Here is a 15358-nt window from a genome sequence, read left to right as displayed (position 1 = left end):
GAGGAGAACAGGATGATTCCGATCTATCCCGACCGTACCGAGACCGTCAGGAGCATGGACGACTTTCTGGTCGAAGATCACCAGACAGGCGACCATCGCCTGCATCGCAGCGCCTTCACCGATGAAGCGCTGTTCGAGCTGGAGATGAAGCACATCTTCGAAGGCAACTGGATCTACCTGGCGCATGAAAGCCAGATTCCCAACAACAATGACTATTACACGACCCATATCGGCCGCCAGCCGGTAGTGATCGCCCGTAATCGCCAGGGCCAGCTGAATGCCTTCATCAATGCCTGCAGCCATCGCGGCGCCACCCTGTGCCGCCACAAGCGCGGCAACAAGGCGACCTACACCTGCCCGTTCCACGGCTGGACCTTCAACAACAGCGGCAAGCTGCTGAAGGTGAAGGACCCGGAAGGCGCCGGCTATCCGGACTGCTTCAACAAGGAGGGCTCGCATGACCTGAAGAAGGTGGCGCGCTTCGAGTCCTACCGCGGCTTCCTGTTCGGCAGCCTGAACGATGACGTGCTGCCGCTGACCGAGTTTCTCGGCGAGGCGGCCAGGATCATCGACATGATCGTCGACCAGTCCACCGACGGCCTGGAAGTGCTGCGCGGCTCGTCCACCTATACCTTCGAGGGCAACTGGAAGCTGCAGGCGGAGAATGGCGCCGATGGCTATCACGTCTCGGCGGTGCACTGGAACTATGCGGCCACTACCAACCAGCGCAAGGCGGCCAACGCGGGAGACAAGATCCGCGCGATGGACGCCGGCAAGTGGGGCCAGCAGGGCGGCGGTTTCTATGCCTTCAAGCATGGCCACCTTCTGCTGTGGACCAAGTGGGCCAACCCGGAAGACCGGCCCAATTTCTCACGCCGCGACGAATACGCAGCACGGTCGGGCGAAGCCACCGCCGACTGGATGATCCAGCATTCGCGCAACCTCTGCCTCTACCCGAACGTGTACCTGATGGACCAGTTCGGCTCGCAGATCCGGCTGCTGCGGCCGATCTCGGTGAACAAGACCGAGGTCACCATCTACTGCATCGCGCCCAAGGGCGAGTCGGACGAGGCCCGTGCCCGCCGCATCCGTCAGTACGAAGACTTCTTCAACGTCAGCGGCATGGCGACGCCCGACGACCTGGAAGAATTCCGCGCCTGCCAGGAAGGCTATGCCGGACGCGCGCTGGAATGGAATGACATGTCGCGCGGCGCCAAGCACTGGATCGAAGGCGCCGACGATGCGGCCCGGGCGATCGGCCTGAAGCCGGTAATGAGCGGCGTGAAAACCGAGGACGAAGGCCTGTACACGGTGCAGCACCGTTACTGGCTGGATGAAATGAAGAAGGCGCTGCGCGCCGAAGGAGGAGAGCAATGAGCGCCAGCGTGGACAAGTCCCGGATCTGCGACTTCCTGTACCGCGAGTCGCGCCTGCTGGACGACGAGCAGTGGGATGAATGGCTGACCTGCTACCACCCGGAAGCGGTGTTCTGGATGCCTTCCTGGGATGACGACGATACCCTGATCGACGATCCGCAGCACGAGATCTCGCTGATCTACTATCCGAGCCGGCAGGGCCTGGAGGACCGGGTGTTCCGCATCAAGACGGAGCGCTCCAGCGCCACCATGCCCAGCACCCGCACCAGCCACAACATCAGCAACGTGGAAGTCGAAAGCGAGGACAAGGGCGTGTGCACGGTGCGCTTCAACTGGCACACCCTGAGCCATCGCTACAAGGCCAACTACAGCCACTTTGGCATGTCGCGCTACGTGATCGACTTCAATGGCGAAGCGCCGAAGATCCTGAACAAGTATGTGGTCCTGAAGAATGACTACATCAATCAGGTGATCGACATCTACCACATCTAGTTCATCGCATTCCTGTTGAACGAACAGACTTTGCCCTCCGGAAGCAGGGCAGGAGACCGTCATGACTTTTAAGATAGCCCTGCAGTTCGAGGACGGCGTGACCCGCTTCATCGACTGCGCAGCCAATGAAACCGTGTCCGACGCCGCCTACCGGCAGAAGATCAACATCCCGCTCGACTGCCGCGACGGCGCCTGCGGCACCTGCCGCTGCGCCTGCGAGGCCGGCGACTATGACCTGCCCGAGTCGAGCTATATCGAGGATGCGCTGACCGCCGAGGAAGCGGCGCAGCGCGTGATTCTGGCCTGCCAGACCCGGCCGCGCTCGGACTGCGTGATCCAGGTGCCGGCCTCGTCGGCTGCCTGCAAGACCGGCGTGGCGCGGCATGAAGGCGAGATCACCTCGGTGGAGAGGCTGTCCGATTCCACCATTGCCTTTTCCATCAGGCTGGACCAGGCGGACGGCATCGGCTTCCTGCCCGGCCAGTATGTGAATGTCGAGATACCTGGCACCGCGCTGACCCGTTCCTACTCCTTCAGCTCGCCGCCCGGCGCCAACGACGCCGCCTTCGTGGTGCGCAACGTGCCTGGCGGACGCATGAGCAATTTCCTGGTCGAGGAAGCCAAAGTCGGGCAGCGCATCGGCTTTACCGGCCCCTTCGGCAGCTTTTACCTGCGTGAAGTCACGCGTCCAGCGCTGCTGCTGGCTGGCGGCACTGGCATCGCGCCTTTCCTGTCGATGCTGGAAACCCTGGCGGCCGAAGGCTGCAGTCAGCCGGTGCGCATGGTCTTCGGCGTGACCTTCGATGCCGACCTGGTGGCACTGGAACAGCTCGATGCGATCAGGGCGAAGCTGCCCGGCTTTGAGTACCGCACCTGCGTGGTGGACAAGGACAGCCGTCATCCGCGCAAGGGCTATGTGACCGAGCATGTCGATGCCGACTGGCTCAACGGCGGCGACGTCGACATCTACCTGTGCGGCCCGGTCGCGATGGTGGAGGCGGTCAGGCACTGGCTGGATGCATCGGGCCAGAAGCCGGCCAGCTTCCATTACGAAAAATTCTCGGCCAGCAATCCCTGAACGCTGTCCAGGGGACATGGCATTTGCCCTTGTCCTTCACCCTGTTATCCGGAGACCCAAGCATGCAAACCAAGCGTTTTGAGAACAAGGTAATGATCGTCACAGGCGCGGCGCAGGGCATAGGCCGCGGCGTGGCCCTGCGGGCGGCGGAAGAGGGCGCGCTGCTGGTGCTGGCCGATCGCTCGGAACTGGTGCATGAAGTCGCGGCCGAAGCGGGGCGCGAAAATGCCGCGCCAGTCACCGTGCTGGCCGACCTCGAGACCTATGCCGGCGCGCAGTCGGTGGTGCAGGCCGCACTCGATGCGCATGGCCATGTCGACATGCTGATCAACAATGTCGGCGGCACCATCTGGGCCAAGCCCTATCAGGAATACCAGGAAGACCAGATCGAGGCGGAAATCCGGCGCTCGCTGTTTCCCACGCTGTGGTGCTGCCGCGCGGTGCTGCCGTCGATGATAGCGAAAAAGCGTGGCGCCATCGTCAATGTGTCCTCGATTGCCACCCGCAGCATCTACCGCATTCCGTATGCGGCCGCCAAGGGCGGGGTCAATGCGATGACGGCCAGCCTGGCATTCGAACATGCTGCGGACGGCATCCGCGTCAATGCGGTCGCTACCGGCGGCACCGAGGCGCCGCCGCGCAAGGTGCCGCGCAACACGTCGAAGATGACGCCTCAGGAAGAGGTCTGGTACCAGGGCATCATCGACCAGACGATCGCCAGCAGCCTGATGCACCGCTACGGCAGCATCGACGAGCAGGTCGGCGCCATCCTTTTTCTCGCATCCGACGAGGCGTCCTACATTACCGGCACGGTGTTGCCGGTGGGCGGCGGCGACCAGGGCTGATCAGGCCATCGAGCGACCTGACAAGATAAGGGAGACAAGCTGATGCGCGCATCCGACTGGTCCATATCCGCCGTCGCGGCCGGCTTCCTGGCGGTGCTGGTGTCCTATTCCGGGCCGCTGGTGATCTTCTACCAGGCAGCGCAGGCGGCGCAGATGTCCAATGAAGTGTTTGCCTCGTGGGTATGGGGCATTTCAATCGGCGCCGCGGCGTCGGGCATCTTCCTGAGCTGGAAGCTGCGGGTCCCGGTGATCACGGCATGGTCCGCGCCGGGCACCGCGCTGCTGATCACGCTGTTTCCGGGTCTGTCGGTCAATGAAGCGGTCGGCGCCTACATCACGGCGGCGGCGATCCTGCTGCTGATCGGCCTGTCCGGCTATTTCGACCGGCTGATGGCGCGCATACCCAGGGGCATCGCCTCGGGCATGATGGCCGGCATCCTGTTCCAGTTCGGCGTCAACGCGTTCAAGGCGGTCGGCTCGCTGCCGCTGCTGAGCTGCGGCATGATTGCGATCTATCTGCTGCTGAAGCGCTACTTTCCGCGCTACTGCATCGTGCTGCTGCTGGTGGCGGGGCTGGCGCTGGCCATCCTGACCGGCAATACCCATCTCTCGACGGTGCGCCTTTCGCTGGTAACCCCGCAAATCATTTCGCCGGCATGGTCCTGGAGCAGCACGTTCAGCCTGGCATTGCCGCTGGTGCTGACCACGCTGGCGGGGCAATATCTGCCGGGCATGGCGGTGTTGAAGGGCGCTGGCTATCAGAGCCCGGTGCGGCCGATCCTGGTGGCCAACAGCCTGGCATCGCTGCTGGTTGCATTCTCAGGCGGCATCACGATTGCCATCGCGTCGATCACGGCGGCCATCTGCACCGGCCGCGATGCCCATGAAGACCCTGCGCGGCGCTACGTGGCGGGCATTGCCAATGGCCTGTTCTACCTGCTCGGCGGCATGTTCGGCGGCACCATCGTGCTGCTGTTCGCTTCGCTGCCCAGGGAACTCGTGGCCACCCTTGCCGGCCTGGCGCTTTTGGGCGCCATTGGCAGCAACCTGGCCGGCGTGGTGGCAGCGGACGACCACCGCGAGGCGTCGCTGATTACCTTCCTTGCCACGGCCTCCGGCATGACGCTGCTGGGCCTGGGTTCCGCATTCTGGGGCATCGTCATTGGCCTGCTGGCGTATGCGGTGCTGCATCGCCGGCCTTCCGTGGTGCAGGAGCCGGAGGAACGGAAAGGCGGCAGGCGCGTGGCCGCCGCGCTACCGCAGGCGCAACAGAAAGAGTGACCGCAACAGCGAGGTAACGGCGCTGCATGGCCTGCGGCCGTGCACGACCTTGACCCATTTCATTTCATTCCATGAACAGAAGGAGATTTCCCATGAGACCCGTCGTCATCGCCGTTGCCATCACCGGCTCGGTGCCCCGCAAGAAAGACAACCCGGCCGTGCCCGTCACGGTCGCCGAGCAGATCGAGTCGACGCATGAAGCCTTCGAAGCCGGGGCCACGCTGGTGCATCTGCATGTGAGGAATCCGGACGAGAGTTCATCGTCGGACCCGGCGCTGTTTGCCCGTGTGCTGGAAGGCATACGCAAGCATTGCCCCGGGATGATCGTGCAATTTTCCACCGGCGGCCGCGGCCGCGACCAGGCGGCGCGCGGCGCGGCCCTGCACCACGGCCCCGAGATGGCATCGCTGGCCACCGGCACGGTGAACTTCCCCACCATCATCTACGAGAATGCGCCGGCGCTGGTTGACCAGCTGGCTGCCAGCATGCAGCAGCACCGCATCCTGCCCGAGATCGAGATCTTCGACCTGTCGCACCTGTACGGCATGCGGCGCCTGATGGATGCAGGCCTGATCAACGACCGGCCTCATGTGCAGTTCGTGATGGGCATCAAAAACGCGCTGCCGGTGGACGAATATCTGCTGGACCTGCTGCTGTCGGTGCTGAAACGGGTCGCGCCGAATGCGACCTGGACCGCTGCCGGCATAGGCCGTCATCAGAGCGAAGTGATCGAGTGGGTACTGAAGCGCCAGGGCGACGCCGTACGCACCGGGCTGGAAGACAACGTGCGCATCGACCGCGACCGGCTGGCGTCGAGCAATGCCGAGCTGGTCAGGATTGCTGCCAGCCTCTGCGAAAAACATGATGCCCGGCCTGCCACGCCCGAAGAAGCCAGGCGACTGCTGGGCTTGCCTTCTTGCAGCGTAGTCGGCGCGGCTGCTGCCTGAAGCCGAACAACCGATTTCCAACAACGATACAAAGAGTGAGACGACACCATGCGACAAATCGACGTGCACAAGCTGTCCGACGAGGCGAGCTTCAACCGCTTCCATGCCACCATCCTGCTGTGGTGCGCCCTGATCATCATCTGCGACGGCTATGACCTTGCCGTTGCGGGCATAGCGCTGCCATCCATCATGAAGGAAATGGGCGTCACTGCCCAGAATGCCGGCTTCATGGTCAGTTCTGCGCTGTTCGGCATGATGTTCGGCGCCATCTTCCTCGGCACCATCGCCGACCGGATCGGCCGGCGCAAGGCCATTGCCATCTGCATTGCGCTGTTCAGCGTGTTCACCGCGGCGGCCGGGCTGACGAACGACCCGTATGTGTTCAGCGCGCTGCGTTTCATGGCCGGCCTGGGCATCGGCGGAGTGATGCCCAATGTGGTGGCGCAGATGACGGAATACTCGCCCAGGAAGATCCGCGCGACCATGGTCACGCTGATGTTCAGCGGCTATGCCGTCGGCGGCATGCTGGCCGCGCTGATCGGCAAGGGGCTGATCGAAGCCTATGGCTGGTCGTCGGTCTTTCTGGCCGCCGGCCTGCCGGTGGTGATGATTCCCTTCATGCTGAAGTCCATGCCGGAATCCATGCCCTTTCTGATCAAGACCAATCGGCTGGGGGAACTGAAGGACATCGTTTCCCGCCTGTCGCCAGGCTACGGGGCGCACGCGGACGACCGCTTCGCGCTGCCTGCCGAGGACAAGGCCGAAGGCGTGCCGATCGGTAAATTGTTCCAGGACGGCCGCGGCTTCAGCACGGTGATGTTCTGGGTGGCCTTCTTCATGTGCCTGTTCATGGTGTACGCGCTCAGCTCATGGCTGGCCAAGCTGATGGCCAGCGCCGGCTACAGCCTGGGCTCGGCGCTGACCTTCGTGCTGGTGCTGAACTTTGGCGCCGTGATCGGCGCGGTCGGCGGCGGCTGGCTGGCCGACCGCTTTCACATCAAGTATGTGCTGGTCGGCATGTATGCGCTGGCTGCGGTGTCCATCACCCTGCTGGGCTACAAGGTGCCGCCCGGCATGCTGTTCCTGCTGGTTGGCCTGGCTGGCGCGTCGACCATCGGCACCCAGATCGTGACCTATGCCTATGCCGGCCAGTTCTATCCGATGGCGGTGCGTTCCACCGGCATCGGCTGGGCGTCCGGCGTTGGCCGCAGCGGCGCGATCCTGGCGCCTATCGTGATCGGCACGCTGGTCGGCATGGCGCTGCCGCTGGAACAGAACTTCATGGCCATTGCGATTCCGGCGGTGATTGCCACGGTGGCAGTCCTGCTGATCGACCATAAGCGCTCGGCATCGGCGCAGCAGGCAGCGGCCGAAGAGGCAGCGGGCGGCCCATCGTTCGGATCGTTGGACCAGGTCGCGACGTCGAAGTAGGAGGCTCTAGGCAAGAGGGCGACGGCAGCACATGTGGCTGCCGTCGCCTTTTTGATGCTGCCAAAAGGGGCTGACGTGTCGTGAGTCGTTCGAAGCGCCGTCTGCCCGGGCGCCTGCACGAGCCTGCAGTCGGCAAATGACTCCGGGCGGGTTACTCTAAGCTTAAGTTCTTGCGGCTGATCAGCTCGGAATAGATCTTGGCCTTGGCATCGGCATTGCGGCGGATCTCTTCAGGCGACCAGTTCAGGGTCTCGAATGCAAAATTGTCGAAGCGGGCCTTGATCTCGGGGTCGTTCAGCACCTTCTGCACGTCCGCATTGATCTTTGCTTTCACGTCGGCTGGCAAGCCCTTGGGCGCCACGAGCACGACGAAGGAGTTCACATCCAGCCCGGCCGGGCCGCCTGCCTCGCCCACCGTCGGCACGTCGGGCATCTGCGCGATGCGCTTGGGCGCGGCTACGGCGAGATAACGGATCTTGCCGGCCTTGTACACGCCCTGGCTGGAAGGGATGGAGGCGAATGCCCATTGCACATCGCCAGACGCGACCGAACCATACAGCTGCGACACTTCGCGGTAGGGCACATGCGACATCTGCGTGTTGGTCATCAGTTCCAGCGCTTCGCCGCCGAGGTGGCCGGGACTGCCTATGCCCCACGAGCCGTAATTGACCTTGCCCGGCGCAGTCTTGGCGGCATCGACCAGGTCCTTCATGTTCTTCCATGGCGACGTGGTGGAGACGCTGACCAGGAAGGGCGTGCGGAACAGGGTGGCGACCGGATCGTAGACTTCCAGCGTCTTGAAGTTGCGCGACTTGTAGAGATAGGGCACCGCCGCCAGGTGTTCGCTGTCGACCTGCAACAGCGTGTAGCCATCGGGCTTGGCCCGCTGCGTCGCCTCGAACGCGAGAAAGCCGCCGGCGCCGGGCTTGTTGTTGACGACGATGGGCTGGTTCCACAGCTTGGCCAGCTTGTCCGTCACCTGGCGCAGGACGGCGTCCGGCCCGCTGCCCACCGCGAAAGGCGTGACGACATTCACCGGCTTGTTGGGAAAGGCTGCGTCGGCGGCGGCATTGCCTGCCAGCAGGGTCAGCATGGGCGCGGCCAGGCTCAGGACGATGCGCCGCGATGAGCGGGAAAGCGTAGGGGCGTGGGAGAGTTTCATGGACATTCCTTGGCTTGATGATGATGGAAGATGGTTGAACCCAGCGCCACGCACCATGCCTTTCCCCGTGATGAGGGAAAACATTGCTTCATCGATGTCTCCAGTGCGCTTCGCCTCAGATGCTAAGCATGCATATGATATGTACAAATATCTTTTTGCGAACAATAATAAGCACGCGTTTTATTCATGTCAATGAACTTGCGAGCACCGTTATGAAGAAGTCATCCACCGCGCCATTCGAACTGGCGGAACTGCCTGGCCACTACATCCGCCGCCTTCAGCAGATTGCCGTTGGCCTTTTCATGGAAGAGACGCAGGCATTGAATCTCACGCCGATCCAGTATGCCGCGCTGCATACCGCCTGGCGCGAGCCCGGGCTGGACCAGCGCACGCTCGCGGCGCGCATCGGCTTCGACCCATCCACCATCGGCGGCGTGATCGACCGTCTCGAAGCGCGTGGCCTGGTGGAGCGGCAGGTGTCCACCGTCGACCGGCGCGCGCGGCAGGTGGCAATTACCGCCGCTGGCATCGCCATGCTGGAAGCGGCGCAGCCTTCGGTGCTGTCCACGCAGGCCCGCCTGCTCAAGCCCCTGTCCGCCGCCGAGAAGAAGGAATTCATCCGCATGCTGCAGCTGCTGGTCGAGAAGAACAATGTGCACAGCCGGGCTCCGACCGAGTAGCCAGCCGTGCCTGGGGAAACGGGCCTGGAATCCTTTTCGTGCATCCTTGGCGCCCAGCCAAGGATTTGGGGCATAGTGAAAAGCGCTTCAAAACAGTCGTCTTGACCATTGCAGAAACGCTCAAATTCACCATTTGGTGTATCATAAAAAACCAAATGGAGGTTTTCGTGAAAAGCCAATCTGATCTGTCCGGTACGCGCCGTGGACCTGGCGCGGCTGCCAAAGCTCCCCGCAAGATGGGCACCCGGTCCCATGCCGGCATCGCGGCGCCCAGGCGGTCCGATCCGAAGATGTTCGTCGATATCCTGTTCGGCGCGCCGCTGTCGGGTATCGAGGCCGTGCGGTCGATCCGGGAAGGCTACCCGGCGCGCATCCTGAAATCGGCAAGCAGCTTTTTCGGCGTTCCCGATGCCCGCATCCAGAACATTGCCCATGTGCCCGCTTCGACCGCCAGCCGGCTGGAGAAGAATGAGGCAAAGATCGATGCGGCGGCCACCGAGCGGGTCTACCGGATGGGCACCGTCACGCGCATGGCGATCGAGGTTCTGGAGGATGAAGGCGCCGCCATCCAGTGGATGCGCCAGCCCAACCGGGCCCTGGGCGATATCGCGCCGCTGGAACTGATGGATACCGAGCCTGGCGCGGTGGCCGTGCGCCAGGTGCTCAACGCGATCGCGACAGGCGGCGTGGCTTGAGGCTGTGGCGCATCACTACCCGGAAATGGGCGCTGGACAAGCGCTGCGATGGCGCGCGCCTCTATGGCGGCCGCTGGAATCCGCCCGGCTATCCGGTGATGTATGCCGGCGCCACGATAGAAATCTGCGCGCTGGAAAAATTCGTCCACCTGACCGGTGCAGCGCATCCGCCGCTGGTGCTGGTATCGATCGATGTGCCGGATGACGAAGGTTTATGGCTGCGGCCCGGCCTCGGCGAACTCCCGGCCGACTGGGCGCAGTTGCCCGCACCGGGAAGCGCGCAGGAATTCGGACGCAAGTGGCTGGACGCCGCCGGGCAGCTGCTGCTCTTGCTGCCATCGGCCATCATCCCGGAGTCGACCAATGCCCTGATCAACCCGCGGCATCCGGCTTACGACGATGTAAAGCTGGACATCGTGCGTGACTTCAGCTTCGATGCCCGCATGATGACGTTTTCCGCTGCTGATTGAATGCTCGCATCGGTCGGCACTGGCCGAGCTGCTTCAGCAGATTCGCCCGGATGATCTCGATCCAGTAGCTGTCGCGGTCCTTGAAAAAGGCAAGATTGCGCATGCTGCCCGTTTCGGGCCGCTCCACATCCACGGCCGCGTCGGCGGACGCATCCCCGTCGAGGTCCTCGGCCAGCAGCGCGTAGCCGACGGCGGGCAGGCGGCATCAGCACATCATCCAGCAGCCGTCAGGCCGCTGACAGGTCTTTCGCGATGGCTAGAGGAGCCGCCCGGCCCGCAAGCTGTGCGCGCACTGTCCGCAGCAATGCCACGGTGGCGGTGCCGAGGATGCGAGCAGCGTAGGGTGTCGGACGGGGGAAATACTTCCACAATGCCGCCGGCAGCCAGCTTGCGTCCTGCGGCGCCAGGCACGCGGCAATCAGCAGCAACAGCAGCCATACCACCAGCGCATAGAGGACAAAGGGAAGGGCGTGGCGCACCCGGGGTGAACGGAACATGGCTAGGCCTTGCGCTGCCTGGCTTGCCCGCCGCCATTGCCCAGCTTGAACCGGCGGATGCCGCTCGCGACGCCCCAGACCGCTTCCCAGACACGTGCCCTGTCTTGTTCTGCCGGTGTGCTTGCCAGGATGGCTCTTCGCGCCGCGAGGTGCATGCGGTATGTCGCATAGGCCTTGCGCTGAAAGATGTCGCGTCGGTTCATTGCAGCCTCATTACTGTCGAAAATGGAAGGTGTGTTGCGCCAGGCAATACGAGGCCGTCATAAGGCGCTAGGCCTTGCCGCAAGCTGTTTACTTTCCTGGAACGCTCATGCCTGACAGGGTGTTGCAGAGAGCGTGCCAGCACGGCTGGACCCTGTCATGCCGCGGGGCGAGTGATGAACGTTGGCAGGGCCGGCCGCATGCAAGATGCAGCGCCGCATGCGGTCGGCTACGGTGCCTGCCAGAAGCATGACAGCGTACAGGCGGCCCGAATTGGCCGAATGCTCGCTGCAGCCATGACGACGGAAAGCGGCAAGGGCTTATCGAATGACGGTGCGCTGGCACGGAAGTGTTGCGCCCCAACCGACAGGCTGCAGGCGACTGTTTTTTGGCCGCAGACAGTGAGGACAGCAGGAAGCGCAAAGCAAAAATGACATCGGAAACCGTGTCATGCATGAAATGCAACGGGAGCCCTTACCTTTAACAGGTCGGCGGCGCTTCGACCTCCTGCATTGGCACGATTGGACACGCATGACTACCGGAAGCGAACGGGCGGGCAATCTTCGGCTCATCTTGCGTGAGCAGCCTTGCGCTGCGCTTCGTAACCGGATTTCCGTTTGACAAGCCGCGCCGATGCCATATGACAACCCGGCAGCATCACTCTTTATTTTCATTGCGTTGCTGTTTTGCTATTCAGTCCCGGAGATAAATGACGAAAGACGTAGCCTAAAGGGTCCTTTTGGACACCCTGACCATCAACTACCGGAAAAAAGAGTCATGAATTTTCTATCCAACCTGCGCATCGGCAGCCGCCTGGCGCTCGGCTTCGCGGCGGTGCTGGCGCTCGCCATCGTCATTACTGCCGTTGGCATCACGAACCTGAATGCCGTGGCCGACGCCGCCGAAATGATGATGGACCAGCCGGTGAAGAAAGAACGGCTTGCCAGCGACTGGCGCCGCAACATCGATATCGCCGTCACCCGCACTTCCGCCATCGCCAAGAGCACCGATACCACGCTTGCGCCATTCTTTGCGAAGAACGCCGAGGAGACCACCAAGAGCACTGCTGAAATCGTCAAGCAGCTGGAGCCCGCGCTGACGACGGAGCGCGAGAAGCAGGCCTATGCCAAGGCGATGGAGGTGCGCAAGACCTACCTGAGCAGCCGGGACGTAGTCATCAAGCTGAAAGTGGAGGGCAAGCTGGAGGAGTCCAAGGCTCTGCTTGAAGGCACCTATCTCCCAGCTGCTGAAACTTACCAGGCCACCGTCGCGGAGTTTCTCGCCATGCAGCGCTCGCTCCTCGATGAGCTCAGGAGCGAGATCAAGGACCTGCGTGAAAGGAGCCGCAACCGCGTCGCGCTGCTGGCGCTGCTGTGCGTTGCGCTGGGCGTCGTCATCGCCGCCTGGCTGACCCGTAGCATCACCCGCCCCATCCATGACGCTGTGGCGGCTGCCCGCCGTGTGGCCGATGGCGACCTGACCGGGCAGATCGACGTCAAGTCCACTGACGAGATCGGCCAACTGCAGCAGGCGCTGCGCGAGATGAACGCCAATCTGCTGCGCATCGTCGGCGAGATACGCACCGGTACCGAAGCGATCGCCACATCCTCTTCCGAAATCGCGACCGGCAACCAGGACCTGTCGGCGCGTACCGAGCAGCAGGCCTCGTCGCTGGAAGAGACCGCATCGTCGATGGAAGAACTGACGTCGACCGTAAGGCAAAACGCGGACAATGCACGCCAGGCCAACCAGCTGGCCATGACGGCAGTAGACGTGGCAGCCAAGGGCGGCGACATGGTGTCCCAGGTTGTTGACACCATGAGCGCCATCGACGCGTCGTCGAAAAAGATCGTCGACATCATTGCGGTGATCGACGGCATCGCTTTCCAGACCAATATCCTCGCATTGAACGCCGCCGTGGAAGCGGCCCGCGCCGGCGAGCAGGGACGCGGCTTCGCGGTCGTGGCCACGGAGGTGCGCAGCCTGGCGCAGCGTTCGGCCGCCGCCGCAAAGGAAATCAAGGACCTGATCGGCGACTCGGTCGCCAAGGTGGAAACCGGAAGCGCATTGGTCGACCAGGCTGGCCGGACGATGGAAGACGTCGTCTCCAGCATCCGGCGCGTGACCGACATCGTTGCCGAAATCAGCGCTGCCAGCAGCGAGCAGACCGCCGGCATCGAGCAGGTGAATCAGGCGATCACGCAGATGGACCAGGTCACGCAGCAGAATGCCGCGCTGGTGGAGGAGGCAGCGGCGGCGTCGCAGTCCATGCACGACCAGTCACGCCATTTGTCGCGCGCAGTCAGCGAGTTCCGCGTGACGAGCGCCGCTGCGCCGGCCAAGGCCCAGCCAGTGCTGCCGGCCAGGGCGGTGCAGGCCATACGCGGCGGAACGCCTGCGGGCAAAGACGTCGCGGCCCCGGCGGCACGCTCGGGCCAGAAGACGACGCCGGCAGCGTCGGGCGGGGACTGGGAAGAGTTCTGATGCCCACCAGCGGGCAGGCTGTCCGAGCTGCCTGGTGACCACCTGCGGCAGCGGCGCCGGCGGCCCTGCCGCGTTATGGTTTGGCGTGCATGTCCGGACCCTGCTGCGCCAGGGGCGGATACTTCTTCGCATTGGACACCAGCTTGTCGCGCACCGCCGCGTCCAGGTCGATGCCCAGCACGCTTGCCAGCCTGACCAGGTACATCATCACATCGGCCATTTCCTCTCCGATATGCCGGGCAGTATCCGGCTGCTGCATCGCCTCGGCGGCCTGCGCATCGGTCAGCCATTGGAAGATCTCCGCCAGTTCGCCGACCTCGCCCACCAGCGCCATCAGCAGGTTGCGTGGCGCGTGGTACTGCTCCCAGTCGCGGTCACGGGCGAACTGCAGTAGCGCCTCTTCCAGGCGCTGCGTCTCAAGTAATTTCATCATTTCCGCACTCGGTAATCCGCCGCCTGCGCCGGCCCAACCGGCGGGCAGCTGCCTCAGCGGCAGAACGTCTGCTCGAACCAGTTGCCCAGCATCAGGCGCTCGTAAGGAAGCGGCATGCTATCAGACCGGAGATAGGCGCTGTGCGGGCGGGCGCGGCCTCTGCTCAAGTCGCCGCAAATTGGGGCGAGTTCTGCGGCACCTGCGCCAGATGACCCTCCTTGACCCACAAGCGCGCGCCCGCTGCGCCGGTGCGTGCGTGGAGCGGCGCTCCGGCAGGAAGGCGCAGCCATGACCAGCGGCGGAAATGTTCGCCGCTCTCGCTGAACGCGCCATCGAGCACGAACAGCTCCATGCCACCTGCGGGTGCATGCACGATCTCCTGATTCGCCGCCCAGGTTTCGATCCGGACCGATTCCCGCGCGTCGCGGTGCAGCGTCTGCACCAGCACATGCGGTCTTGCCGGATCGGCAACCGGCGTCACCGAGCCTGCCGCCAGGCGCACCTGATGCGTATCGGACGGCGCGAACTGCCACAGCTTCACCAGGATGATGCAGCCGGCATTGCTGCCCGGGGTGTGCGAGGTATGCGGCGGGTTGCGCACGTACCATCCTTCCGGATAGTCGCCGTGCTCGTCCTGGAATACGCCTTCCAGCACCAGGAACTCTTCCCCGCCGCCATGGGTATGGGCCGAGAAATGGCTGCCCGGCGCATAACGCACGACGCTGGTTGCCCGCGCAACCTCGTCGCCGATACGGTCGAGCATCTTGCGCGCAACGCCCGGCATCGGGGACGCTACCCAGTCGGTGGCATCGGTATGCACTGCAGCGCGCTGGCTGAAATCGGCATGAAGTTCCATGGCATGAACGTTCAAATAATGGCGAGTCGGCCAGCATACACCTCTCCTATCCGGCCCGTGTCTGCGCCGCCATCGGGCGCAGGCATGCTGCGCCATAGCTTTGCCGATTCGGCACGGCAGCTGTCTAAACAATATGCTGGTGGCATGGCGGCGCCGCGCCTATATTAGAGCCTGTTATGAACCTCAGGACGGTGCCTGGAAGCCGCCATAACTGGTCATCTGCGGCGTTGCGGCTCCTCGCCGTAACTCGTTACTGCCTCGTCGCCGCGTCTTGCATCTGGCCAGTTCTGACAGCTCCCAGACACCTTCCGAGATCCATAACAGGCTCTAGGCACATCCGATCGCCGAGCGACCAGGCCCGCGCATCGTGCGGCTGCGTTGCAGAGCCGCAGGCACCCGGAGCCAGGGCTACGGATGCATCCAACCTTTC

17 protein-coding genes are annotated in these 15358 nt (G+C 63.5%); 12 read left to right on the top strand and 5 right to left on the bottom strand.

All coding sequences use genetic code 11. From position 1 onward, the window contains the following. Positions 1-12 precede the first annotated feature (12 nt). The 7 genes from benA to ABC383_RS24350 all read left to right on the top strand — a co-directional run bounded on the left by benA (position 13) and on the right by ABC383_RS24350 (position 7450). Entirely contained in the window at positions 13-1377 is a 1365-nt protein-coding gene (gene benA / locus ABC383_RS24380; protein WP_413018054.1) for a benzoate 1,2-dioxygenase large subunit, read from the top strand. Next, the gene (gene benB, locus ABC383_RS24375; RefSeq protein WP_413018052.1) at positions 1374-1868 is read left to right on the top strand and encodes a benzoate 1,2-dioxygenase small subunit; all 495 of its coding nucleotides are present in this window, start codon (positions 1374-1376) and stop codon (positions 1866-1868) included. The genes benA and benB overlap by 4 nt, the downstream gene beginning before the upstream one ends. A 61-nt stretch (positions 1869-1929) precedes the next feature. Next, on the top strand, positions 1930-2946 hold the full coding sequence (gene benC, locus ABC383_RS24370) for a benzoate 1,2-dioxygenase electron transfer component BenC (RefSeq protein ID WP_413018050.1): 1017 nt from the start codon (positions 1930-1932) through the stop codon (positions 2944-2946). A 62-nt stretch (positions 2947-3008) separates the two neighbouring features. After that, the gene (locus ABC383_RS24365; RefSeq protein ID WP_413018048.1) at positions 3009-3791 is read left to right on the top strand and encodes a 1,6-dihydroxycyclohexa-2,4-diene-1-carboxylate dehydrogenase; all 783 of its coding nucleotides are present in this window, start codon (positions 3009-3011) and stop codon (positions 3789-3791) included. Positions 3792-3833: 42 nt separating this feature from the next. Beyond that, entirely contained in the window at positions 3834-5072 is a 1239-nt protein-coding gene (locus tag ABC383_RS24360) for a benzoate/H(+) symporter BenE family transporter (protein ID WP_413018046.1), read from the top strand. A gap of 92 nt (positions 5073-5164) precedes the next feature. Then, on the top strand, positions 5165-6019 hold the full coding sequence (locus ABC383_RS24355; RefSeq protein ID WP_413018044.1) for a 3-oxoadipate:acetyl-CoA acetyltransferase: 855 nt from the start codon (positions 5165-5167) through the stop codon (positions 6017-6019). 48 nt (positions 6020-6067) lie between these two features. After that, positions 6068-7450, top strand: a complete 1383-nt coding sequence (locus tag ABC383_RS24350; protein ID WP_413018042.1) for an MFS transporter — start codon at positions 6068-6070, stop codon at positions 7448-7450. Between the two features lie 151 nt (positions 7451-7601). On the opposite strand, the gene ABC383_RS24345 is transcribed toward ABC383_RS24350, so the two are convergent. Continuing rightward, positions 7602-8612: a Bug family tripartite tricarboxylate transporter substrate binding protein gene (locus ABC383_RS24345; RefSeq protein WP_413018040.1), complete on the bottom strand. Its 1011-nt coding sequence runs from the start codon at positions 8610-8612 to the stop codon at positions 7602-7604. On the opposite strand from ABC383_RS24345, the gene ABC383_RS24340 reads away from it, so the two are divergent. The 4 genes from ABC383_RS24340 to ABC383_RS24325 all read left to right on the top strand — a co-directional run bounded on the left by ABC383_RS24340 (position 8611) and on the right by ABC383_RS24325 (position 10457). Beyond that, complete coding sequence (locus ABC383_RS24340; protein ID WP_413018039.1) at positions 8611-8808, top strand: hypothetical protein; 198 nt, start codon at positions 8611-8613, stop codon at positions 8806-8808. The genes ABC383_RS24345 and ABC383_RS24340 overlap by 2 nt on opposite strands. A 16-nt stretch (positions 8809-8824) precedes the next feature. Beyond that, entirely contained in the window at positions 8825-9292 is a 468-nt protein-coding gene (locus tag ABC383_RS24335; protein WP_413018037.1) for a MarR family winged helix-turn-helix transcriptional regulator, read from the top strand. A 167-nt stretch (positions 9293-9459) separates the two neighbouring features. Next, positions 9460-9987 carry a type II RES/Xre toxin-antitoxin system antitoxin gene (parS, locus tag ABC383_RS24330; RefSeq protein ID WP_413018036.1) on the top strand — a complete coding sequence of 176 codons (528 nt, stop codon included), beginning with the start codon at positions 9460-9462 and terminating at the stop codon, positions 9985-9987. Continuing rightward, the gene (locus ABC383_RS24325) at positions 9984-10457 is read left to right on the top strand and encodes an RES family NAD+ phosphorylase (protein ID WP_413018035.1); all 474 of its coding nucleotides are present in this window, start codon (positions 9984-9986) and stop codon (positions 10455-10457) included. The genes parS and ABC383_RS24325 overlap by 4 nt, the downstream gene beginning before the upstream one ends. Before the next feature lie 227 nt (positions 10458-10684). Here ABC383_RS24325 and ABC383_RS24320 read toward each other — a convergent pair whose 3' ends face one another. Both ABC383_RS24320 and ABC383_RS24315 read right to left on the bottom strand, forming a co-directional pair. Beyond that, entirely contained in the window at positions 10685-10954 is a 270-nt protein-coding gene (locus ABC383_RS24320) for a hypothetical protein (RefSeq protein WP_413018033.1), read from the bottom strand. Between the two features lie 2 nt (positions 10955-10956). Then, positions 10957-11157 (bottom strand): hypothetical protein, encoded by a 201-nt coding sequence (locus tag ABC383_RS24315; protein ID WP_413018031.1) that lies wholly within the window; start codon positions 11155-11157, stop codon positions 10957-10959. Positions 11158-11932: 775 nt separating this feature from the next. Between ABC383_RS24315 and ABC383_RS24310 the strand changes: the two genes are divergently transcribed. Beyond that, on the top strand, positions 11933-13639 hold the full coding sequence (locus tag ABC383_RS24310) for a methyl-accepting chemotaxis protein (protein WP_413018030.1): 1707 nt from the start codon (positions 11933-11935) through the stop codon (positions 13637-13639). Between the two features lie 73 nt (positions 13640-13712). Here ABC383_RS24310 and ABC383_RS24305 read toward each other — a convergent pair whose 3' ends face one another. Together ABC383_RS24305 and ABC383_RS24300 are read right to left on the bottom strand one after the other, a co-directional pair. Then, complete coding sequence (locus ABC383_RS24305; protein WP_413018028.1) at positions 13713-14072, bottom strand: nucleotide pyrophosphohydrolase; 360 nt, start codon at positions 14070-14072, stop codon at positions 13713-13715. A gap of 163 nt (positions 14073-14235) precedes the next feature. Continuing rightward, positions 14236-14928 (bottom strand): cupin domain-containing protein, encoded by a 693-nt coding sequence (locus ABC383_RS24300; RefSeq protein ID WP_413018026.1) that lies wholly within the window; start codon positions 14926-14928, stop codon positions 14236-14238. Between the last annotated feature and the right edge of the window lie 430 nt (positions 14929-15358).

The organism is Noviherbaspirillum phoenicis, from assembly GCF_047237965.1.
Taxonomy (GTDB): Bacteria; Pseudomonadota; Gammaproteobacteria; order Burkholderiales; family Burkholderiaceae_D; genus Noviherbaspirillum_A.
This window is presented reverse-complemented; position numbering and strand designations above follow the sequence as displayed.